This window comes from Amycolatopsis sp. NPDC089917 (genome assembly GCF_040684635.1).
Classification (GTDB): domain Bacteria; phylum Actinomycetota; class Actinomycetes; order Mycobacteriales; family Pseudonocardiaceae; genus Amycolatopsis.
The window spans coordinates 22,085-42,115 of the sequence record NZ_JBFBGL010000059.1 but is presented as its reverse complement, the minus strand read 5'-3'; the positions used below and the strand labels follow the sequence as shown (position 1 = coordinate 42,115).

The window sequence follows — 20,031 nt, the reverse complement described above, 5'->3', positions numbered from 1 at the left end:
CGGGGTTCACCCGATTACTGCCACACGCTCGTGATCGGCGACTTGTTCGCCGCGTTGGCGATGCCCGGCAGGCCGAACGCCGCCTCCATTGTGCGGAGGATCGAATAATGGTTGACGGATTCGCTGTAGCTGCCCGGCTTCACGTGGGCGCCGACGAAGGTGGTGTAGATCTGGTTCACCGACGTCCCGCTGTCCTCGTCGAAATTGACGATCAGCAGGCTGTTGTGCGTCTTGGCCCACTGCGCGTACGCGTCGAGGTTCTTCTTCAGCCATTTGTCGCCCGTGTCGACCGAGCAGTCGTGCATGTCGCTGCACAGGTCCGGGGTCACGAAAGCGACGTGCGGCAGCTTGGTGAAGTCGCTCGGGAACGACGAGAAGCGTTTGTTCGCCGAGGCGGGGACATTGCCGAAGCTGACCCAGCTGTTGTGCTTGCGGGCGTAAGTGCCCTTTTCGCAGCCGGTGTAGCCGTCGGACGGCATGCTTTCCGCGTAGCCGACGAACTTCTTGCCGATCCCCGCCAGCTGGGAGGCGATGTTCTCCTTGTTCCCCAGATCCTGGCATTTGTTGCTGTCGACGCCGTGCGTCGAACCCGCGAACTGGGCGATGTAGTTCGGCTGGCTCGGGTGCGTCGTCCCGTACGCCTTCGTGAACTTGGCGCCCTGCGAGGCGAGTTTGTTGAAGTACGGCGCCTTGGAGCTGCCGTTGATCTCCTTGTAGTCCTTGTTCTCGAACATCACGAGGACGATGTGGTCGAACGCGGGTACCTTCGCCGCGGCGGGCTCGATCGCGGCGGCGGGAGTGTCCTGATGGGACACCACCAGCGCCGCGGCCAAGCCGGTCGCGGCCACGGCGGCGACCGCGATCCGTTTCCAGAACATGGGAAACCTCCTGGTGAAAAGTTGAAACTTTGACGACCAACCATCGGGTTCAGCGGCGCTCCGCAGGCGTCGACAGAGTCGAGACATCAGATGTCTTGGCAGCATTAAAACGGTAAGGAAGTCCCCGGCCCACCAAGATCGCCTGACCGGAGTAGTCGGCGGTCCGAGAACAGCCCAAAACCGGCATTCACTGGCACGAAACCATGTAAACCTCCCGTTCACCTTGTGTTCCTGGCCGGGAACCGATGGACTTATGGCCACTTGTTGATTCAGCCGGGTGACAGTGCTGCCGTCATTGCGCCCGGCTTCACTGCGCACTCATCCGACCATTGGTTAAGCTGATCGGCGTGAAGCCCTTTTCGCCGCGCCCGGCCGGATACACGATCGAAGAACTGTCGACGATCGTCGGCATGTCGGCGCGCAATATCCGGGCGCATCAGACGAGAGGATTGCTGCCCCCGCCCGTCCGCCACGGCAGATCCGCTTACTACGGCCAGGTCCATCTGCGGCGTCTGCGCAGTATCACGGTGCTGCAGAAACAGGGCTTCAACCTGGTGTCCATCGCCGCGATGCTCGGAACGACCACAGTGGACGCCGCCGAACGGCTGGACGCGGCGATGGCCGACATCGCGCGCGACCAGCCCGCCGTCGCCCGGTGCCTGGAACGGCACGGCGTGCTCGGCAAGGACGACGCCGGCGCGCCCGCCGTCGTGCGCCCGTCCGTTTCGCGGGCGGTGGCGGACCTCGCCGGCGCCGGGATCCCGCCGCTCGCGGCGCTGCGGTTCCTCGGACAGTTCCTGGACCGGGTCGCGCCGCTCGCCAACGAGCAGTTGGCCGTGCTCAGAGCCCAGATCGGAGGCGCGCAGGTCGCCCCGAAGGCCTGTTTCGCCGAACTTCTTGTAAGCGCTTTCAGAACGACGGTGGAGAATGCGGCCGAAGTCACTTTTCCAGACGGGGAACCAGGGACGCGGCGGCCGAGGTAGCCGACGCCGTCGCGACCGCGAGGGCCGTGCCGTCGGCGTGACTGGACAGGATGACCACGATGTAGCGATCGCCCTCGCCGACGAGGCCGGTCGTGTGCGCGTCCACGGCGCCGCGTCCGGCCGCCCAGCCCTGTTTGACCGCCCATGGCCGGTCCTCGAAGGCCGTCGGGATGCCGAAGTGCTGGTCGAACCCGTCGGCGGCGGTCCTGGGAGCCTCCCTCAGTGGCTTCAGAATCAGATTCCGCTTGGCCTTCGGCAGCGCGAGGATGTGCCGGTAGGTCGCGACTATGTCGTCCGCGGTGGACAGTGTGTCGCCCCACCGGCCCGCGTCGGCGGGCGGACTGGTGTTCTTCAGGCCGATCGCGGCCACCGTCCTGGTGACGATCGCGGACGCCCCGTTCCGCGTCCACAGGGTGTTGGCGATCGCGTCGTCGCTTTTGGACAGCATCCGGTTGATCTGGGCTTGGTCGGACTTCCGCGGGTCGTGGGTGAGGGCGTCCAGCGCGATGAACAGTTTCACCACCGAAGCGGTGCGAAATCTCTCGCCGCCATGGTCGCCGACCACCTGCTTGCCCGCCGAACGGTCGAAGACGACGGTGGCAGTCCGCTCGTCCCGTGTGGGGCGGCCCGCCGCGTTGGCCTGGAAGATGACGTAGCCGAGGATTCCGGTGACGAGCAGGAAAGCGATCAGGATCGTCACGGGGAGGCGGAGCCGCCGGCGCGCACCGGGAACGGCTATCGGCCTGGTTCGTTCGTCGTCGAACATGACGTCGATGTTCAGAGACGATCATCGTTGTCCCGTCTCGTTCTTGTCATGAGTGCGTAACAGCGGCGGACCGCACGGAAACCGTTTCGGCGCTTCGGAAACCGGGTCGGAAATGGTGTCCGGATACCGGCCGATCGGCCGATGTGGACCGGCTTTCCGGTCGATGCGGGGAAGGCGGCGGCCCCCGTGCTCGGCGGTGCCGGGGGCCGCCGCCGGGTCAGGAACGCTGCACGATGATCTGGTCGACCAGGGTGCCGTCGGCGCTGATCGCGCGAACGTCCATTTTGGGCGGTGTGGTGCCGGTTCCCGCGATGACGTCGACGGCGACCAGGCTGTAGCCGCGGAACCGGACGCGGGACCAGGTGACCTTCTTGGTGCGGTCCTGGCCGTCCCGTTCCGAGTACTTCATCGGGACGGGGGAGTCGTTGCTGGTCTCGTGGCCCAGGTAGGTGTCGGGCGCCGGGAACTCGGAGACGCTGCCGCCCCCGCCGCCCGCGGTGATGTAGGTCGTCCCGTCCTTGACCGGGTTGGTGGTCCCGCGCGACGGCACCTTCTTGACGGCCTTGCCTGCGCGGATCGGGTCGGTGCGCTCGTAGATGTGGTTGTGCCCGTTCAGCACGAGGTCGACCTGGTACTTGTCGAACAGCGGGGCCCAGTTCTTCTGCGCGCCGAGTTCGGCGCCGTTGGAATGGCAGGTCGAGTACGTGCACTGGTGGCAGTAGACGACGATGAAGTCGATCGTGGGGTCGGCGCGGAAGGCGGCGAGCGTCTTGCCGAGCCACTTGAGCTGCTTGCCCTTGGTGTAGTCCAGATTGGACGGGCTGTTGTAGCAGACGTCGTTGCCGTCCAGGCTGATCAGGCCGACGTTCTGGTAGCGCCACGAATAGATGCAGGTGGAGCCGTCCCAGGCGTTGTCCGGCATGGTGAAGCGCGCCCGTACGCCGCCGTACCCGTCCTCGGAGTACCAGCCCTCCATCTCGTGGTTGCCGAGCGCCATCATCCACGGGATCCCGGCGGTGACCGGTTCGTTCTGGACGAAGAAGGAGTCCCACAACCGGGCGTCGTACTGGTCTTCCTCCGGGTGCCCGCCCTCGCCTTCGAGGGCGTAGCTGAGGTCGCCCATCGCGAGGTGGAACGCCGGGTCGAGGCCCGCGATCAGGCTGCTGGTCGCGACGGCGTTGTAGCCGACACCCTGGTCGCCGAACGCGGTGAACGAGAAGGTGCCGTCGCCGCCCGCGGCCGGCGCGGTGCGGAAGCTCGCCATCTCGCCGAGCCGGGCGGCGGGGTCGTAACCCTCGTGGCCGACGACGTAGTAGTAGGTGGTTTTGGGCAGGAGACGGTCGATGCGGGCGTGGAGGTAGTACTGGGTGATCGACTTCGGGCTGTTCGGCGGGTACTCCTCGACCGGGTGCTGCCAGGACATCTGGCTGGTCAGCGCCCGGACCTCGGCCTGGATGGGCGGGCTGAAGTCGCCGGGGACCGTGCCGATCCGGACGAACGGCGCGGTCACCGCCGCGGGTACCTGCCAGGAGACCACGACCTGCTGGGACGGGTCGGCCCCGTAGGCGATGCGCCGCCCGAATGGCCGCAGCGCCGAACCCGCGACCTTGTCCGCCTTGAGCAGCACGGTCGGCCCCGTCGGTCCGGGGGAGGCGGCCGAGGTACCGGGCAGCAGCACGCCACCGGCGGCGAGCGCCGCGCCGCTGACCGCGCCCACCCGGAACAGGGTCCGCCGCGAGTACTGATTGACGAATTTGTCGTGTTTCTCGGCCAAGCTGAGCCGACGGTAGGCTTGAGACCTGCTGTTCCGGGGAGTTTCGGCCATGAAATCGAAGTTAAGAAGGCTTCCTAACTAAGTCAAGAGGCTGGCGTCCGTTCGGGGATCGGCTGCATGGAACCGTGCAAGCGGGCGTGGCTCACGTGATCAGGCGGCGAACTCGCGTGATTGAAGGCGGATCTCGCGTGATCAGACGGCGAACACGGATGTGCGGCGCCTGATCACGCGAGTTCGCCGTTCGATCACACATGATCACAGCAGCTCGGAGGACATGACCGCGTCCAGCCCCCGCAGTCGCTCCAGCAGCGGCTCGATCTCGTCCTCGGCGATCAGGACCGCGCAGGTCATGGTGCTTTCGCGGACCCCGTCGCGCACGTCGAGCGACAGGTCGTGGACCAGGCAGCCGAGCGCGTCGACCAAGCCGGGGATCCGGTCGACGCCGCCGACGAAGTAGGTGGCGATCCGGCGGCGGACCAGCATGGACGAGCGAGGGGCGGGAACCTGGAACGTGGTGAGCGACATCGTGGTCTCCAAGGGCGGGAAGCGACAGGCCATGGAGGGCCAGGTCCCGGGAGATGCCCCGTTTCGAGGGGTCGCCGAGCTGCGCGCCGACGACCTGGTTTCAGCCGGCGCGCTTGACTACGAGTCGGTCAAAGCGGCGCACGGCGACAGGCTAGCACGTCACGAGAGCCGCAGCCGAGGTCCTTGCTCCCGGACATGCGCGACCGACCCGCAGTCGAGGTCCAGCTGCCGTTGCCGTTCCGCGACGAACGCCCGGCCGAGGCCGGTTCGGTCCGAAGTGGACAGCGTGCGCCTGAGTTCGTTCAGCAGTCCGCGTTCCTCCGAACGGATATGCGCGTCCACCGAATTCTCCAGTGATTCCAACGCCTTTTCGAAGTCGTCCGATTCCAGCACCGCGAGCAGCTCGGAAGCGAAGTCGCTCTCTGTCGCATCAGGACGGATGATCCGTTCCGTCGCGGTGACATGCGCTACGAGGGACGCCGAGAGTTCCGCGACGAGTGCCGGGCGGTCGGCCTCGTCGTTGCGGAGATCCCGGAAGAGCTGTTCGATCCGGCGATGGTCGGCCAGGACGACCTCGACCAGGTCGGAGCCCGGGGGAGCGGCCGTCGGTCCCGGTCGCATCCAGCCGAACGTCAGCTCCACGGCCTGGCGCCAATGCGCGTACTCGCTGTCGCGGCGGGCGGGGTCCATCGACGGCAGCCACTGCCCGGCGCGGTGCCAGTTCCGGCGCAGGCCCTCCAGATCCGGCCAGTACCCGACCGACAGCCCGGCCGCGTACGCCGCGCCCAGCGACACCGTCTCGGCGACCATCGGGCGGACCACCGGCACGTCGAGGACGTCGGCGACGAACTGCATCAGCAGGTTGTCCGCGGTCATCCCGCCGTCCACCTTGAGCGTCGAGAGCGCCAGTCCCGAATCGGCGTTCATCGCGTCGACGACCTCGCGCGTCTGCCAGCCCGTCGCCTCCAGCACGGCCCTGGCCAGGTGACCCTTGGTGATATACGACGTCAGCCCGGCGATCACGCCGCGCGCCTCGCTGTGCCAGTGCGGCGCGAACAGACCCGAGAACGCGGGCACGATGTAGCAGCCGCCGTTGTCCTCGACCGTCCTCGCCAGCGTCTCGATCTCGGGCGCGCTGCCGATCAGCTCCAGCCCGTCCCGGAACCACTGCACGAGCGAGCCGGTGACCGCGATCGACCCTTCGAGGGCGTACACGGCGGGTTCGTCGCCGATCTTGAACCCGACGGTGGTCAGCATGCCGTGCGTGGAGTGCACGGGCGTCGGGCCGGTGTTGAGCAGCAGGAAGCTGCCCGTCCCGTACGTGCACTTCGCCTCGCCGGGCGCGAAGCAGGTCTGGCCGAACAGGGCCGCTTGCTGATCGCCGAGCGCCGCCGCGATCCGGATCCCCGGCACGACCCGCGACGTCGTCCCGTACACCTCGGTCGACGGCCTGATCTCCGGCAGCATCGCGCGCGGGACGTCGAAGAACTCCAGCAGTTCGTCGTCCCACGACAGCGTCCGCAGGTTCATCAGCATGGTGCGCGAGGCGTTCGTGACGTCGGTGACGTGGACGCCGCCCTCCGGTCCGCCGGTCAGGTTCCAGATCAGCCAACTCTCGACCGTCCCGAACAGCACGTCGCCGCGTTCGGCGCGTTCGCGCAGGCCAGGGGTCCTTTCGAGCATCCAGCGGATGCGGGGTGCGGAGAAGTACGTCGCCAGCGGCAGCCCGCAGAGCCGCCTGACCCGGTCGGCGCCCGGCTCGCGGGCGAGCTGTTCGAGCATCGAGTCGGTCCGCGTGTCCTGCCAGACGATCGCGCGCCCGACCGGGTTGCCGGTGTGCCGGTCCCACAGCACCGTCGTCTCGCGCTGGTTGGCGATGCCGAGGCCGACCACCTGCGCCGGTTCGGCGCCCGCGTCGGCCAGCGCCTGCGGCACGATCCGGCCGACGTTGCGCCAGATCTCCGCGGCGTCGTGTTCGACCCAGCCCGGCCGGGGGAAGTGCTGCTGGTGTTCACGCTGCGCGACCGACACCAGCCTGCCGCGCGCGTCGAACAGGATGCACCGGGTCGAGGTGGTGCCCTGGTCGATCGACATCACATAGCGCTGGACCACGCGAGCACCTCCATCACCATCGGGACGCCCCGAGATCGCGGGAGACCGCCCGTGCCGCGTCGCGCACGTGGCCGAGCAGCCGCGCGATCGGGCTGCCGTCGGCTTCACAGATCCGTTCCGCCGCGCCGGACACCCCGATCGCGCCGACCACGATGCCGCCGTGCCCGCGGATCGGCGCCGCTATCCCGGCCTCGCCGGTGATCATCTCGCCGTTCTCGCTCGCCCAGCCCGCCTCGCGCACCTTGCCGCAGGCGCGTTTGATCGCGGTCTGGGTGACCAGGGTCCGGCGGGTGTACGCCTCCGGCCCGCCGGTGCGCAACGATGCCACGAGACCGGTGTCGTAGGCCAGAAGTACTTTTCCGAGCGCCGTCGCGTGCAGCGGCAGAAGTGTGCCGACGTCGAGTGTCTGCAGGCTGTCGTCGGGCCGGAACACGTGGTGTACCACCAGGACCCTGCCCTCCAGCGGTGCTCCGATGCGGACCGCCTCGCCGCTGCGCGCGGCCAGCGCGTCGGCCCAGTTGATCGCGCGCGACCGGAGTTCGTTGACGTCGAGGTAGCTCGTGCCGAGGTGCAGAAGCGTCGCGCCCAGTTGGTATTTCCCAGTGTCACGGTCTTGTTCGACAAAGCCGACCCCTTGCAGGGTGCGGAGGATCCCGTGCGCCGTTCCCTTGGCGAGTTCGAGGGAATCGGCGATCTCACCGACCCCGAGACGGCCGGAACCGCGCGCCAGCAACCGCAGGATCGCGGCGGCGCGCTCGATGGACTGGATCGGACCGGGCACGGCTCAACCGTAGCCCGACCGGCCCTGATTCGACAATGTCGAACATCGTCCTCCGACGTTCGACAATGCCGACCGGCGTCCGTTGACCCCGGGTTTCCGCGAACTTAACTTCGGCCTCAACAGGGCAACGGTGTCCTTTGTGGAGGAAGCAATGGTGCGAAACCTCAAGGCTCGCGGACTCGCGGGCGAACTGGCGGCGGAGTTCGTCGGGACGATGATCCTCATCCTGTTCGGCTGCGGGGTGGTGGCCCAAGTCGCCGCGGCGGGCATCGGCGACCACGACAGCATCGCGTGGGCGTGGGGGATCGGCGTCACGCTGGGGATCTACGTGGCTTCACGGATCAGTGGCGCGCATCTGAACCCGGCCATCACGGTCGCGCTCGCGGTGTTCAAGGGCTTCTCGTGGCGCAAGGTCGCCCCGTACGCCTTGGCGCAGACCGCCGGCGCGTTCCTCGGCGCGCTGCTGGTGCGCTGGAACTACACCGAGGTGCTCAACGCGGCCGACCCCGGCCTGACGATCAAGACCCAGGGCGTCTTCTCCACCCTTCCGGGTAACGGAACCCTGCCAGTGGGTGACTGGGGCGCGTTCCGCGACCAGATCATCGGCACCGCCATCCTCGCCTTGGTGATCTTCGCCATCACCGACCTCCGCAACACCGCGCCCGCCGCGAACCTGGCGCCGGTCGTCGTCGGCTTCCTCGTGGTCGCGATCGGCATGGCCTGGGGCACCAACGCCGGCTACGCGATCAATCCCGCCCGCGACTTCGGCCCGCGGCTGATGTCCTGGCTCACCGGCTACGACACCGCGTTCACCGACCAATACGGCTATCCGTACTGGTGGATCCCGATCGTGGCACCGATCGTCGGCGCGGTCATCGGCGGCGCGATCTACAAGTTTTTCATCGAGCGGTACCTCCCCAGCGATCCCGCACCGGAAGCTTTGCCCGCCAAGGACATCGAGCGCGTTTCCTAAGGAGCGAAACCATGCCTGACTACATCGGCGCCGTCGACCAGGGCACCACCAGCACGCGCTTCATGATCTTCGACCACGGCGGCAACGAGATCGCCCGCCACCAGCTGGAGCACGAGCAGATCCTGCCGAAGCCGGGCTGGGTCGAGCACGACGCGACCGAGATCTGGGAGCGGACCCGTTCGGTCATCGCCACCGCGCTCAACAAGGCGAAGCTGACCGCCGCCGACCTCGCGTCGCTCGGCATCACCAACCAGCGCGAGACCACCGTCGTGTGGAACCGCCGGACCGGGCGGCCGTACTGCAACGCGATCGTGTGGCAGGACACCCGCACCGACCGGATCGCCTCGGCGCTGGAACGCGCGGGCAAGGGCGACGTCATCCGGCGGAAGGCCGGTCTCCCGCCCGCGACCTACTTCTCCGGCGGCAAGCTCCAGTGGATCCTGGAGAACGTCGACGGCGTCCGCGAAGACGCCGAGAAGGACGACGCGCTCTTCGGCACCACGGATTCCTGGCTGATCTGGAACCTCACCGGCGGCCCCGACGGCGGCGTCCACGTGACGGACCCGACCAACGCGTCGCGCACCATGCTCATGGACCTCGAAACGCTGGAGTGGGACGACGAACTGCTGTCGTTCTTCGGCGTTCCCAAGCAGATGCTGCCGTCGATCCGGCCGTCGTCGAACAACGGCCACTTCGGCGTCACCCGCGCGGACGGCCCGCTCGGCGGCGAGGTCGCCATCACCGGCGTGCTCGGCGACCAGCAGGCGGCGACCGTCGGCCAGGTGTGCTTCCGGCCCGGCGAGGCCAAGAACACCTACGGCACCGGCAACTTCCTGCTGCTCAACACCGGGCACGAGGTCGTCCGCTCGAAGCACGGCCTGCTCACGACGCTGGCCTACCAGTTCGGCGACGACAAGCCGGTCTACGCGCTGGAAGGCTCCATCGCCGTCACCGGTTCCGCCGTGCAGTGGCTGCGCGACCAGCTGGGCATCATCAGCGGCGCGTCGCAGAGCGAAAGCCTCGCCCGGCAGGTCGACGACAACGGCGGCGTCTACTTCGTCCCCGCGTTCTCCGGGCTCTTCGCACCGTACTGGCGTTCGGACGCGCGTGGCGCGATCGTCGGCCTCACCCGCGCCACCACCAACGCGCATCTGGCGCGGGCGACGCTCGAAGCGATCTGCTACCAGACCCGCGACGTCGTCGAGGCCATGCAGAACGACTCCGGCGTCACGCTCGACGTGTTGCGAGTGGACGGTGGCGTGACCGCGAACGAACTGTGCATGCAGCTGCAGGCCGACATCCTCGGCGTGCCGGTGTCGAAGCCGGTCGTCGCCGAGACCACCGCCCTCGGCGCCGCCTACGCAGCGGGCCTGGCCGTCGGGTTCTGGAAGTCCACCGACGAGCTGGAACAGAACTGGAACGAGGACAAGCGCTGGGAGCCGTCCTGGACGGACGAGCAGCGCGCCGTGGGCTACGCGGGCTGGCAGAAGGCCGTCGGCCGCACGCTCGACTGGGTCGAGGTCGAGTGAGCCCGATGAACAGGAGGAACACAGTGACACCCGTACCGCTTTCCCCGGTCTACCGTGCCGAGACGCTGCGCAAGCTCGCCCGCGAAGAGATCGACGTGCTGGTCGTCGGCGGGGGAGTGACCGGTGCCGGCGTCGCGCTCGACGCGGCGTCACGCGGGCTCTCCGTCGCGCTCGTCGAGGCCCGCGACTTCGCCGCCGGGACGTCCAGCCGGTCGTCGAAGCTGATCCACGGCGGCCTGCGTTATCTGGAGAACCTGGACTTCAAGCTGGTCCGGGAGGCGCTGAAGGAACGCGGCCTGCTGTTGCAGACGCTGGCGCCGCACCTGGTCCGGCCGGTGAAGTTCCTGGTGCCGCTCAAGCACCGCGTCTGGGAACGCGGGTACATCGGCGCGGGCGTCACGCTTTACGACACCCTCGGCGGGGCTCGCGCGCTGCCTCGGCACCGGCACCTGTCCAAGCGGGGCGCGGGCAAGGTCGCTCCCGGCCTCGCCGACGACGCCCTGATCGGCGCCATCCAGTACTACGACGCCCAGGTCGACGACGCCCGCCACACCATGACGATCGCGCGGACCGCGGCGGAGCAAGGTGCTTCGGTCCTCACCCGGGCGCGTGTCACCTCGCTGATCCGGGACGGCGAACGCGTCGTCGGCGCCAAGGTCGTCGACCGTGAGAGCGGGGCGGAGATCGAGGTCCGGGCGAAGACTGTCGTCGCGGCCACCGGCGTGTGGAGCGACGACATGGCGGAAGCGGCGGGCATCCCCGCGCCGTTCACCGTGCGCGCGTCGAAGGGCATCCACCTGGTGGTGCCGCGCGAGAAGATCGACCTGGACACCGGGCTGATCCTGCGCACGGAGAAGAGCGTCCTGTTCGTCATCCCGTGGGGACGGCACTGGATCGTCGGCACCACCGACACCGAATGGGACCTCGACCGCGAGCACCCGGCGGCCAGCCAGGCGGACGTCGACTACGTGCTCGGTCACCTCAACGCGGTCCTGCGCACGCCGATCACCGCCGATGACATCGAAGGCGTGTACGCCGGGCTTCGGCCGCTGCTGGCCGCGAAGGCGACGTCGACGACGAAGCTGTCGCGGGAGCACGCCGTGGCGCATCCGGTGCCGGGACTGGTGATCGTGGCCGGCGGCAAGTACACGACGTACCGGGTGATGGCCGCCGACGCGGTCGACGTCGCGGTGGAGGATCTCGGTCGTCCGGCGCCGTCGTCCTGGACCGAACGGCTCCCGATCGTCGGCGCGACGGGCTACCACGAAGTGTGGGGCGCGCGGCACGCGCTGGTCCAGCGCACCGGGCTGCCGATCCGCCGGATCGAGCACCTGCTCCAGCGCTACGGCACCGCGATCGAGGACATCCTGGAGTCGATTTCGGAGCGTCCCGAGCTGGGCGAGCCGATCCCGGGGACGGCGGAGTACCTCAAGGCGGAGGTCGTCTACGCGGTCTCGCACGAGGGCGCGCTGCACCTGGAGGACGTCCTGACGCGCCGCACCCGGATCTCCATCGAGGAGCGGGACCGCGGGGTGACGGCGGCGCCGGTGGCGGCCGGGCTGATGGCGCCGCTGCTGGGCTGGGACTCCCACAAGCAGGAGCGCGAGGTCGCCAACTACCTCGCGCGGGTCGAGGCGGAGCGTTCCGCGCAGGCCCAGCCGGACGACGAAGCGGCGAACGCCAGCCGTCTCTCCGCCCCCGCGCTGCTGCCGAGCTGATCTCATCAGTCCGTGAAGGCCTCCTTGAGGGACTCAGGGTCCCTCAAGGAGGCCTTCACGGACTTGCTGCCTACTTGAGCCAGTCGAGGTAGCGGGTCCCGGCGATGCGGGCGCCGTCCTTGGTGGTGAGGACGTCACCCTTGACGGCGGAGAACATGCCCGCGGTTTCGTCATTGGTCACCGAACGCTTGTCTCCCTTGGCGGACAAGGTGATCCGGCCCAGTTCGTCGAGCGGGCAGACGTCCGGGCCGCCGACGTCGAGGGTTCCGTTCAGCGGCTTTCCCGCCGAGACCTCGGAGACGGCGGCGGCGACGTCCGCCGCGGCGATCGGCTGGATCGGCGTGCCGGGCAGGCGGACCGTGGTCTCGTCGGCGGTCCAGGACAGGACCGCGTCGATGAATTCCATGAACTGCGTGGCGCGGACGATCGAGTAGGGGAGCCCGCTTTCCTTGAGGATGTCCTCCTGCAGCGTCTTCGCGCGGTAGTAGTCCAGCTCGGGGACCTGGTCGACGCCGACGATCGACAGGATCACGAAGTGCCCGGTGCCCGCCTTCTTCGCCGCGGCCACGAGGTTGTCCATCGACGTCCGGAAGAACGCGGGGGAGGCGTCGTCGAAGGTCGGCGAGTTCGTGAGGTTGACGACCACGTCGGCGCCGTCGAGCGCGGCGTCCAGGCCCTGGCCGGTGAGCAGGTCGACCCCGGTGGACGGCGAATGCGGCACCGCCTCGTGCCCGGCCTCGTTCAGGTTCCGCACGACCTGCGAGCCGATCAGCCCGGTCCCGCCGATGATCGCGAATTTCATGACCCAGAGCCCCTTCTCGGTGGGCGTCCGCCAACCTGGACACCTCATGTCCGAGATGGTACTCGGATACGTTGTGTCCGAGTCAAGGGGCGGGTTAGAGTAATCCGGGTGAAGATGTCCGGCGGAGTCGAATGGGCTTTGCACTGCTGTGTCGTGCTGACCTCGGTCGACGAACCCGCGCCCGCCGCGCGCCTGGCACAGCTGCACGACGTCTCGCCCAGCTACCTCGCGAAGCAGCTCCAGGCGCTTTCCCGGGCCGGCCTCGTCCGGTCGGTGCAAGGGAAGGCTGGCGGCTACGTCCTCACCCGGCCGCCTTCGGAGATCACCGTGCTCGACGTCGTCGAGGCCATCGACGGGCCCGGCCCGGCCTTCACCTGCACCGAGATCCGGCAGCGCGGCCCGATGGCGACGCCGCCCGAAGCGTGCACCGCGCCGTGCGCGATCAGCCGCGCGATGGCGAACGCCGAAGCCCAGTGGCGGGCCGCGTTGCGCGCGGTCTCCATCGCGGATCTGGCCGACGGCGTCAGGGGCGACTACGGTCCGGGCGCTTTGGCGGGGATCGGCGCGTGGTTCAAAGCCGCCGACGGGTAGCCGAAGGGGACTTTCCCCGCGTCTCATGCGGGGAAAGCGCCCTTCAGCGCTAGAACCGGTCCAGGTGCTCGCTCACCCACTGCGCGAACGTCCGCGCCGGACGCCCGGTCACCTTCTCGACCGTGTCGACCACTGTGCTCGCCTCCGCCGGAGGATCGCCGTACCAGCCGATGACGTACTCGGCGTCCTCGCGGGACACACCGGTAGCCATCAGTCGTTCGATCGCTTGCCCGTGGGGTAGTTCGGCGAACTCGATCTTCCGGCCCAGGGCGGCCGACAGGACCGCGACGCGCTCGCGCGGCGTCAGCACCTCCGGGCCTGTCAGGTTGTAGGCCCGCCCCGAGTGTCCGTCCTCCAGTAGTGCGGTCACGGCGACGGCGGCGATGTCGGCCTCGTGCACGAGAGCGCTGGGGAAGTCGTACGGCTCGCGGACCACGCCTCCGTCGCGGATCGTGTCTGCCCAGGTCAGCGTGTTGGACATGAACTCCTGAGGCTCCAGCCGCGTCCATTCCGCTCCGGATTCGGCCATGGCCTGTTCCGTCGGCCCGACGTGACCGCCCCACACGATGGTCATGCGCCGCACGCCCGCGTCCACGGCGCGCTTGACCAGGTCGGCGCCGACGTCGGCGAGTCCTGCGGTCGCGGTGATGTGCAGCCGGGTGACGCCTTCGAAGCTCAGTGATTCCGGTGCGGTGTGCGTGCCTTGCACCACCTCGACGCCCGCCGGAAGCCGGGCTTCGGCGGGGTTCCTGCTGAGTGCCCGCACACGTTCCCCGCGGCGGACGAGTTCGGCCACCACATGGCGGCCGGTGTTCCCGGTGGCCCCGGTTACCAAGACGGTCATGATGATTCCCTTCGTCTTCCGCGAAGGTAAAAGCTCGATCAAGGTGGAGGTCAAGCGAGCCGGTCAGGAATCGAGAAGCGGTCGCGCCCGCGGAATCCCTAGCGTCTTCGCCACAGGAAAAACGACTCCAGGAGGTTCTCGTGAGCAAGCGGATCCGGACGTTCCACCGGTGGACGTCCCTCGTCTTCGTCGCCACCGTCATCGTCTGCTTCGTCGTCGTGGCGATGGGCAGTTCGGCCCCATGGGTGCTCTACACGCCCCTGCCGCCGCTCTTCCTGCTGATGTTCAGCGGGCTGTACCTGTTCGCTCTGCCGTACACCGCCAAGCGGCGCAACCGGCGGAGCGTGGCCGGGTGACCGGTCGAGTCTTAGTTTATGGCAAAAATTAACGGCCTCCGTACTTGCCCGAAACTCTTGACGCCGCCGCCGGGTCCGGTGAGGATCGGCCGGTCCCGCCTCCCGCAGAATGGACCAGACCATGGCAAGACGTCCTCGCGCGCGCCGAAGTCCGCTCGTCGCCCTGATGAGTCTCACCCTGCTCGGCGGGGCGCTGGTGGCCACGCCCGCCGCCGTCGCCGCCGAGCGGCCCGTGATCGGGAAACCGGCGCTCGACCGGGACGGCTGTGCCCGGATCGAAAAGAGCCTGCCGACGCTCGCCGACTGGCCGAAGGTCGAGAGCCGGTTCAAGGGCAAGGCGGGTGACGAGCAGCGGATCGCCGAGATCCTCAAGGGGATGACCCTGGAGGAGAAGGTCGGGCAGATGACGCAGCCCGAGATCGCCGCCATCACCCCCGAAGAGGTCCGCCAGTACTCCATCGGCTCGGTCCTCAACGGCGGCGGTTCGTGGCCGAACCAGAACAAGCACGCTTCCCAGCAGGACTGGCTGAAGCTCGCCGATTCCTACTGGGACGCCTCGAAGACCAGCCGGACGAAGATCCCGGTGATCTGGGGCATCGACGCCGTGCACGGCAACAACAACGTGTACGGCGCCACCGTCTTCCCGCACAACATCGGTCTCGGCGCGGCGCACGACCCTTGCCTGGTGCGCGACGTGTCCGCGGCGACGGCCCGGCAGATCCGCGCCACCGGCCAGGACTGGGCCTTCGCGCCGACGCTCGCCGTCGTGCAGGACGACCGCTGGGGCCGCACCTACGAAGGGTTCTCCGAGGACCCGCGGATCACCCGGTCCTACGGCTACGAGGCGATCAACGGTCTCCAGGACGGCTCGACCAAACGCATCGGCTACAACGGCGTGATCGGCACCGCCAAGCACTTCATCGGCGACGGCGGCACGCTCAAGGGACAGGACCAGGGCGTCAACCCGTCGTCCGAGGCCGAGATGATCAACCTCCACGGGCAGGGCTACTACGGCGCGCTCGCGGCGGGCTCCCAGACCGTGATGGTGTCGTTCAACAGCTGGACCAACGCCGACCTCGGGATCAACGAGGGCAAACTGCACGGCAGCGACAAGGCGCTGAACCAGATCCTCAAGGGCAAGATGGGCTTCGACGGCCTCGTCGTGTCCGACTGGAACGGCATCGGCCAGGTCCCGGGCTGCACGAACTCCTCGTGCCCGCAGGCGATCAACGCCGGCATCGACATCGTGATGGTGCCGAACGACTGGAAGGCGTTCATCGCCACCACCGTCGCCCAGGTCAACGGCGGCCAGATCCCGGTCTCACGGATCGACGACGCGGTGACCCGCATCCTGCGCGTCAAGCTGCGCTCCGGACTGTACGAGTCGCAGAAGCCGTCGGATCGTTCCTACGCGAACTCCGACGAGGCGCTGAAGGAGACCTGGCTGGCGCGCGACGCGGTCCGCTCGTCGCAGACGCTGCTGAAGAACAACGGCAACGTGCTGCCGCTGAAGCCGAAGTCGAAGGTCCTGGTGGTCGGCAAGAGCGCGGACAGCATCCAGAACCAGACCGGCGGCTGGACGCTGAGCTGGCAGGGAACCGGCAACACGAACGCCGACTTCCCCAACGCCACGTCGATCCTCGCCGGGCTCAAACAGCAGCTCGGCGACGTCAACGTCACCTTCGACGAGAAGGGCGACACCGACCCCAAGGGCTACGACGCCGTCATCGCCGTCATCGGTGAGACCCCGTACGCGGAAGGCGTCGGCGACCTGACCCGCAAGACGCTGGAGGCTTCGAAGCTGTACCCCGAGGACCTGACGGTGCTGGACAAGGTCCGCGGAAAGGGCGCTCCCGTCGTCACCGTCTACGTCGGTGGCCGCCCGCTGTACATGAACAAGGAGATCAACCGCTCCGACGCGTTCGTGGCGGCGTGGCTGCCGGGTACCGAAGGCGGCGGCGTCGCGGACGTCCTCGTCAAGGGCGGCTTCAAGGGCACCCTGTCGTACTCGTGGCCGAAGAGCGCCTGCCAGACGCCGTTGAACCCGGGTTCGGCGGATTACGACCCGCTGTTCAAACTCGGTTATGGCCTCAAGACCGGTCAGCGCGTCACGATCGGTCAGCTGGACGAGACCGTCGGCCCGGTGGCCTGTGGCTCGACCGGTGGCGGCGGCACCGCGACCGAGGACCTCGAGGTGTTCAACCGCACCGATGTCCCGCCGTACAAGGGTTTCATCGGTTCCGCGCAGAACTGGGGCGGCACCGAGATCGGCCCCGACGGCGCGGCTTCGCACGCCGAGATCACCGTCGCGCAGTCGGACGTCAACGTGCAGCAGGACGGGCTCAAGTCGACGTGGACCGGCACCGGCCCGGCGCAGCTCTACTTCCAGAACCCGGCCGGTACCAACGATCTGCGCGGATACCTGAACGCCGACGCGGCGCTGGAGTTCGACACGATCGTGCACGAGGCGCCCGCCAACCGGACGGTGATCAGCATGCACTGCGTCTACCCGTGCTTCTCGGAGGTGAACGCGACCAAGCTGTTCACCGATCTGGCGGGCGCGCCGAAGTCGACGGTGAAGATCCCGGTGTCGTGCTTCGCGAACGGGCTGGATCTGGAGAACGTCAACACGCCATTCCTGGTGTACACCGACGGCAAGTTCTCGGCTTCGTTCGCGAATGTGCGGTGGGTGCCCAAGGGCGCTCAGGATCCCGACGCGAGACCTTGCTCCAGTTTGGGCTGAGCCTCGGGAACCGAAATGTCAGGAAAGGGTCGTTCAGGACGAAATATGTCCTGAACGACCCTTTCCTGACATCGGGAGACCACTCAAGAGGGGCGGTTCATGTCCGGGATCTCGATGTTCACCGGCCTGCCCTCCGAGAGCCACAGCCGGATGTACCGCCGGATCGCCTCGTCCAGCACCCAGGCGGCTTGCGGTACCAGAGGCAGCGGGATGAGCTTCTCGTGGAACGCCACCAGCGCGGGGAAAGCGGTGCCGACCAACGGATCCCAGATCGGCTCGCGCGGGATCCCGTTCCACTCGGAGAACCGATCGCCGATGATGTGGCGGGCCAGCGCGTTGACCATCGGCCGGTCGGCGCGGCCGGGGCTGGTCTGCTCGGCGAGCATGTCGAGCAGGATGTCGGTGAGCTCGACGCCCTCGCGGGTCGGGCCCATCGCCGGGTCAAGCACCTGCTTGGACTGCGCGTGAGCGGCGTCCCAAGTGGACGGCAGGTACTCGTCGCGGATCCCGAGCATGTGCCCGGTCACCTGCCAGCTGTGCAGGTACGCGGCGGAGTGCGCGGAGGAGACCCGGACGCGCCAGTCTGTCAGCTTGCGCATCGTGTACGTCGGCAGAGTGTGCCAGGTGACCAGCATGTCGTTCTGGCTGATCGGGATGCCCTGTTGCCAGTGCGGCGACTGTGGCAGCAGATGCCGGACGGCTGCGTGCACCAGACGGGTCTTCACCGCGGAGACGATCATCTGGCCGTCGGGCCGGTAGGCGTTGAGCGAACCGACGTCGTAGCCGAGTTTGGCCGTTTTCGCGACGCGGTCCTTCATGTCCGCGCCGCCCTTGGAGTAGTAGACCGCCCTCGCCTCGTTGGGGATGGCGGTGCTCAGCATCCCGCCGCCGAGCCCGTTGAGCAGGTTGACGAACCGGCCGCTCACCTTCATGAAGTCCGCCGCCGCGTCCAATTTGGACTGATCGGCCCACGAAGGGAGCCGTCGTGCGTGCTCGACGAACTCCCGCAGGTCCGGCGGGAGCCCGGACGGCGTCGGCTGGTCGTTCCTGGTCCAGGTCCGCAGTGCCTGGTTGACCGCCGCGACCTCGCCTCGGTCGAGCATCGCGGCGACCACCGGATCGGCCTCGGCGTCCCACACCCATTTCGGATCGGTGCCCGCCCCCGCCCCGGCCACCGAACCGCTCGGACTCCACGCCCAGGCGGGCTGGGCCATCCCCATGGCTCCCAAGAGGGTCGCTCCGCCACTGACGATCAGCATCTTGCGTCGATTGAGTTCGGTCATGCGCCAGTACTCCTCCTTGAGTCCCGGACCTGCGGATTGATACTGTGATACAAGTAGTGCAACCGCGTATCTCAAGGAGAGCACAATCATCGCGAAGACGCCAGACCCGGATTCTTTGCTGGAGCGCGCCCTCGCCGACGCGCTCGAACGCGCCGAGGAGAGCGACGAGATCGCCCTTCGGCTGCTCGACGCCGCTTACGAACAGTTCTGCCGGATGGGGATCCGGCGGTCGACGATGGAGGACGTCGCGCGTCGCGCCGGCGTCTCCCGGATCACCGCGTACCGCCGGTTCGCCACCAAGGACGCCCTGGTCGAACAGGTCGTGCGCCGCGAGTTCCGTCGCTACTTCGACCAGTTCCTGCTCGACATCCAGCAGGCCGAGACCGCCGCGGACCGGGTCGTGCTGGGCTTCGCCAGCGCACTGGGCGCGATCCGGCGCAATCCGCTGATCGGCGGGCTGATGGCCGTCGAGCCCGACGTGCTCGTCCCGTCGATGGTCAGCGACGGCGGCGGCACGCTGGCGACGGTCCAGCGATTCGTGGCGGGTCAGCTCCGCCGCGAGCAGCAGGCAGGCGAGGTCTCGGAGGACGTCGACGTCGAACTCGTCGCCGAGCTGATGACCCGGGTCTCCGCCTCGTTCCTGGTCACGCCCAGTCAGGTCGTCGACCTCGACGACGACGAGCAGGTCCGCGAAGTGGCTAGGCGGTTCCTGGTCCCGATGCTGCGGCCGCGACCAGACCGCTGATCAGCAGCTCCAGTGCCCGGATGAAGTCCGGCTCGGGGTCGTGCGCCTTCAACGCGGGGATCGCGCGGCTGAAGTTCGGCAGGACCGCCGGGTCGATTCGCCCGAGAAGTTGCTCCTCCTGCTCGCGTTCGGCTTCGTCCTTGCGCGCCTTGGTGAAGCCGGAGGTCGTCAGCAGCAGTGATCCGAAGACGAGGCTGTTCAAAGCGCCCAGCGCCTGACGGACCCCGTCGTCGTCGAAACCGGCCTCGTAGAGCGCGCCGATGAGATCGTCGAACGACAGCAAGGCTTGCTGCGAGTTCGGGTTGGCCTCGTCGGTGGCCAGGGCCATCGGCACGACCGGATGCTCGGCGAGCGCGAGGTAGGTGTTGAGCACGGTGACCCGCACCCGTTCCGGCCACGGCGAGCCGGGGTCCGCTCGCTCGATCCCGCGATAGACGCGTTCCGCGATGCCGTCGAGGATGTCGTTCTTGTTCTGGACGTGGTTGTACAGCGCCATCGCTTCGACGCCGAGCGTCTTGGCGAGCTTGCGCATCGACAGGCCCTTGAGGCCTTCCTCGGCGGCCAGGGCGAGTGCCGCGTCCAGGACCTTCTCCCGGTTGAGCGGGTCTCTCCGCGTCATCTCACGTCC

Annotated in this window: 18 protein-coding genes; 8 read left to right on the top strand and 10 right to left on the bottom strand. The window is 68.1% G+C overall.

Annotation, left to right across the window (positions count from 1 at the left end):
- Positions 1–14: 14 nt before the first annotated feature.
- Positions 15–878: an alkaline phosphatase family protein gene (locus tag AB0N89_RS32335; protein ID WP_364212459.1), complete on the bottom strand. Its 864-nt coding sequence runs from the start codon at positions 876–878 to the stop codon at positions 15–17.
- A 347-nt stretch (positions 879–1,225) separates the two neighbouring features.
- On the opposite strand from AB0N89_RS32335, the gene AB0N89_RS32330 reads away from it, so the two are divergent.
- Entirely contained in the window at positions 1,226–1,861 is a 636-nt protein-coding gene (locus AB0N89_RS32330; protein ID WP_364212456.1) for a MerR family transcriptional regulator, read from the top strand.
- Here the strand turns inward: AB0N89_RS32330 and AB0N89_RS32325 are convergent.
- The 5 genes from AB0N89_RS32325 to AB0N89_RS32305 form a co-directional block, all read right to left on the bottom strand.
- On the bottom strand, positions 1,818–2,627 hold the full coding sequence (locus tag AB0N89_RS32325) for a serine hydrolase (RefSeq protein ID WP_364212453.1): 810 nt from the start codon (positions 2,625–2,627) through the stop codon (positions 1,818–1,820). The two genes, AB0N89_RS32330 and AB0N89_RS32325, sit on opposite strands and share 44 nt — an antisense overlap.
- A 217-nt stretch (positions 2,628–2,844) precedes the next feature.
- Entirely contained in the window at positions 2,845–4,401 is a 1,557-nt protein-coding gene (locus AB0N89_RS32320) for a metallophosphoesterase family protein (protein ID WP_364212450.1), read from the bottom strand.
- Between the two features lie 255 nt (positions 4,402–4,656).
- A complete protein-coding gene (locus AB0N89_RS32315; protein ID WP_364212447.1) occupies positions 4,657–4,926 on the bottom strand; it encodes a hypothetical protein in 270 nt (89 codons plus the stop codon).
- A 159-nt stretch (positions 4,927–5,085) separates the two neighbouring features.
- Positions 5,086–7,038 carry a glycerol kinase GlpK gene (gene glpK / locus AB0N89_RS32310; RefSeq protein ID WP_364212444.1) on the bottom strand — a complete coding sequence of 651 codons (1,953 nt, stop codon included), beginning with the start codon at positions 7,036–7,038 and terminating at the stop codon, positions 5,086–5,088.
- A 13-nt stretch (positions 7,039–7,051) separates the two neighbouring features.
- Positions 7,052–7,819, bottom strand: a complete 768-nt coding sequence (locus AB0N89_RS32305; RefSeq protein WP_364212441.1) for an IclR family transcriptional regulator — start codon at positions 7,817–7,819, stop codon at positions 7,052–7,054.
- Positions 7,820–7,970: 151 nt separating this feature from the next.
- Between AB0N89_RS32305 and AB0N89_RS32300 the strand changes: the two genes are divergently transcribed.
- The 3 genes from AB0N89_RS32300 to glpD are packed head-to-tail and all read left to right on the top strand — an operon-like array spanning position 7,971 to position 12,039.
- A complete protein-coding gene (locus AB0N89_RS32300; RefSeq protein WP_364212438.1) occupies positions 7,971–8,792 on the top strand; it encodes an MIP/aquaporin family protein in 822 nt (273 codons plus the stop codon).
- A gap of 11 nt (positions 8,793–8,803) precedes the next feature.
- Entirely contained in the window at positions 8,804–10,321 is a 1,518-nt protein-coding gene (gene glpK / locus AB0N89_RS32295) for a glycerol kinase GlpK (protein ID WP_364212435.1), read from the top strand.
- A 5-nt stretch (positions 10,322–10,326) separates the two neighbouring features.
- Entirely contained in the window at positions 10,327–12,039 is a 1,713-nt protein-coding gene (gene glpD, locus AB0N89_RS32290) for a glycerol-3-phosphate dehydrogenase (RefSeq protein WP_364212432.1), read from the top strand.
- 70 nt (positions 12,040–12,109) lie between these two features.
- Here glpD and AB0N89_RS32285 read toward each other — a convergent pair whose 3' ends face one another.
- Complete coding sequence (locus AB0N89_RS32285; RefSeq protein WP_364212429.1) at positions 12,110–12,841, bottom strand: NAD(P)H-binding protein; 732 nt, start codon at positions 12,839–12,841, stop codon at positions 12,110–12,112.
- Between the two features lie 114 nt (positions 12,842–12,955).
- Between AB0N89_RS32285 and AB0N89_RS32280 the strand changes: the two genes are divergently transcribed.
- Entirely contained in the window at positions 12,956–13,432 is a 477-nt protein-coding gene (locus tag AB0N89_RS32280; protein WP_364212483.1) for an Rrf2 family transcriptional regulator, read from the top strand.
- Between the two features lie 49 nt (positions 13,433–13,481).
- Here the strand turns inward: AB0N89_RS32280 and AB0N89_RS32275 are convergent, their stop codons facing one another.
- Positions 13,482–14,276 carry an NAD(P)H-binding protein gene (locus AB0N89_RS32275; protein ID WP_364212426.1) on the bottom strand — a complete coding sequence of 265 codons (795 nt, stop codon included), beginning with the start codon at positions 14,274–14,276 and terminating at the stop codon, positions 13,482–13,484.
- 140 nt (positions 14,277–14,416) lie between these two features.
- Between AB0N89_RS32275 and AB0N89_RS32270 the strand changes: the two genes are divergently transcribed.
- Together AB0N89_RS32270 and AB0N89_RS32265 are read left to right on the top strand one after the other, a co-directional pair.
- The gene (locus tag AB0N89_RS32270; protein WP_364212423.1) at positions 14,417–14,632 is read left to right on the top strand and encodes a hypothetical protein; all 216 of its coding nucleotides are present in this window, start codon (positions 14,417–14,419) and stop codon (positions 14,630–14,632) included.
- 166 nt (positions 14,633–14,798) lie between these two features.
- A complete protein-coding gene (locus AB0N89_RS32265; RefSeq protein WP_364212480.1) occupies positions 14,799–17,375 on the top strand; it encodes an exo 1,3/1,4-beta-D-glucan glucohydrolase in 2,577 nt (858 codons plus the stop codon).
- A gap of 83 nt (positions 17,376–17,458) precedes the next feature.
- Here the strand turns inward: AB0N89_RS32265 and AB0N89_RS32260 are convergent, their stop codons facing one another.
- Entirely contained in the window at positions 17,459–18,658 is a 1,200-nt protein-coding gene (locus AB0N89_RS32260) for an oxygenase MpaB family protein (protein ID WP_364212420.1), read from the bottom strand.
- 115 nt (positions 18,659–18,773) lie between these two features.
- Here AB0N89_RS32260 and AB0N89_RS32255 point away from each other — a divergent pair, with 115 nt between their 5' ends.
- Positions 18,774–19,403: a helix-turn-helix domain-containing protein gene (locus AB0N89_RS32255; RefSeq protein ID WP_364212417.1), complete on the top strand. Its 630-nt coding sequence runs from the start codon at positions 18,774–18,776 to the stop codon at positions 19,401–19,403.
- Here the strand turns inward: AB0N89_RS32255 and AB0N89_RS32250 are convergent.
- Positions 19,357–20,022: a TetR family transcriptional regulator gene (locus tag AB0N89_RS32250; protein ID WP_364212414.1), complete on the bottom strand. Its 666-nt coding sequence runs from the start codon at positions 20,020–20,022 to the stop codon at positions 19,357–19,359. The two genes, AB0N89_RS32255 and AB0N89_RS32250, sit on opposite strands and share 47 nt — an antisense overlap.
- Positions 20,023–20,031: the final 9 nt, after the last annotated feature.

What these genes read in the sequence shown, in the direction of transcription:
- AB0N89_RS32335 (WP_364212459.1), bottom strand. Translation starts at nt 878, where the DNA reads ATGTTCTGGAAACGGATCGCGGTCGCCGCCGTGGCCGCGACCGGCTTG.
- AB0N89_RS32325 (WP_364212453.1), bottom strand. Translation starts at nt 2,627, where the DNA reads ATGTTCGACGACGAACGAACCAGGCCGATAGCCGTTCCCGGTGCGCGC.
- AB0N89_RS32315 (WP_364212447.1), bottom strand. Translation starts at nt 4,926, where the DNA reads ATGTCGCTCACCACGTTCCAGGTTCCCGCCCCTCGCTCGTCCATGCTG.
- AB0N89_RS32300 (WP_364212438.1), top strand. Translation starts at nt 7,971, where the DNA reads ATGGTGCGAAACCTCAAGGCTCGCGGACTCGCGGGCGAACTGGCGGCG.
- glpK (WP_364212435.1), top strand. Translation starts at nt 8,804, where the DNA reads ATGCCTGACTACATCGGCGCCGTCGACCAGGGCACCACCAGCACGCGC.
- glpD (WP_364212432.1), top strand. Translation starts at nt 10,327, where the DNA reads ATGAACAGGAGGAACACAGTGACACCCGTACCGCTTTCCCCGGTCTAC.
- AB0N89_RS32285 (WP_364212429.1), bottom strand. Translation starts at nt 12,841, where the DNA reads ATGAAATTCGCGATCATCGGCGGGACCGGGCTGATCGGCTCGCAGGTC.
- AB0N89_RS32280 (WP_364212483.1), top strand. Translation starts at nt 12,956, where the DNA reads ATGTCCGGCGGAGTCGAATGGGCTTTGCACTGCTGTGTCGTGCTGACC.
- AB0N89_RS32275 (WP_364212426.1), bottom strand. Translation starts at nt 14,276, where the DNA reads ATGACCGTCTTGGTAACCGGGGCCACCGGGAACACCGGCCGCCATGTG.
- AB0N89_RS32265 (WP_364212480.1), top strand. Translation starts at nt 14,799, where the DNA reads ATGAGTCTCACCCTGCTCGGCGGGGCGCTGGTGGCCACGCCCGCCGCC.
- AB0N89_RS32260 (WP_364212420.1), bottom strand. Translation starts at nt 18,658, where the DNA reads ATGACCGAACTCAATCGACGCAAGATGCTGATCGTCAGTGGCGGAGCG.
- AB0N89_RS32250 (WP_364212414.1), bottom strand. Translation starts at nt 20,022, where the DNA reads ATGACGCGGAGAGACCCGCTCAACCGGGAGAAGGTCCTGGACGCGGCA.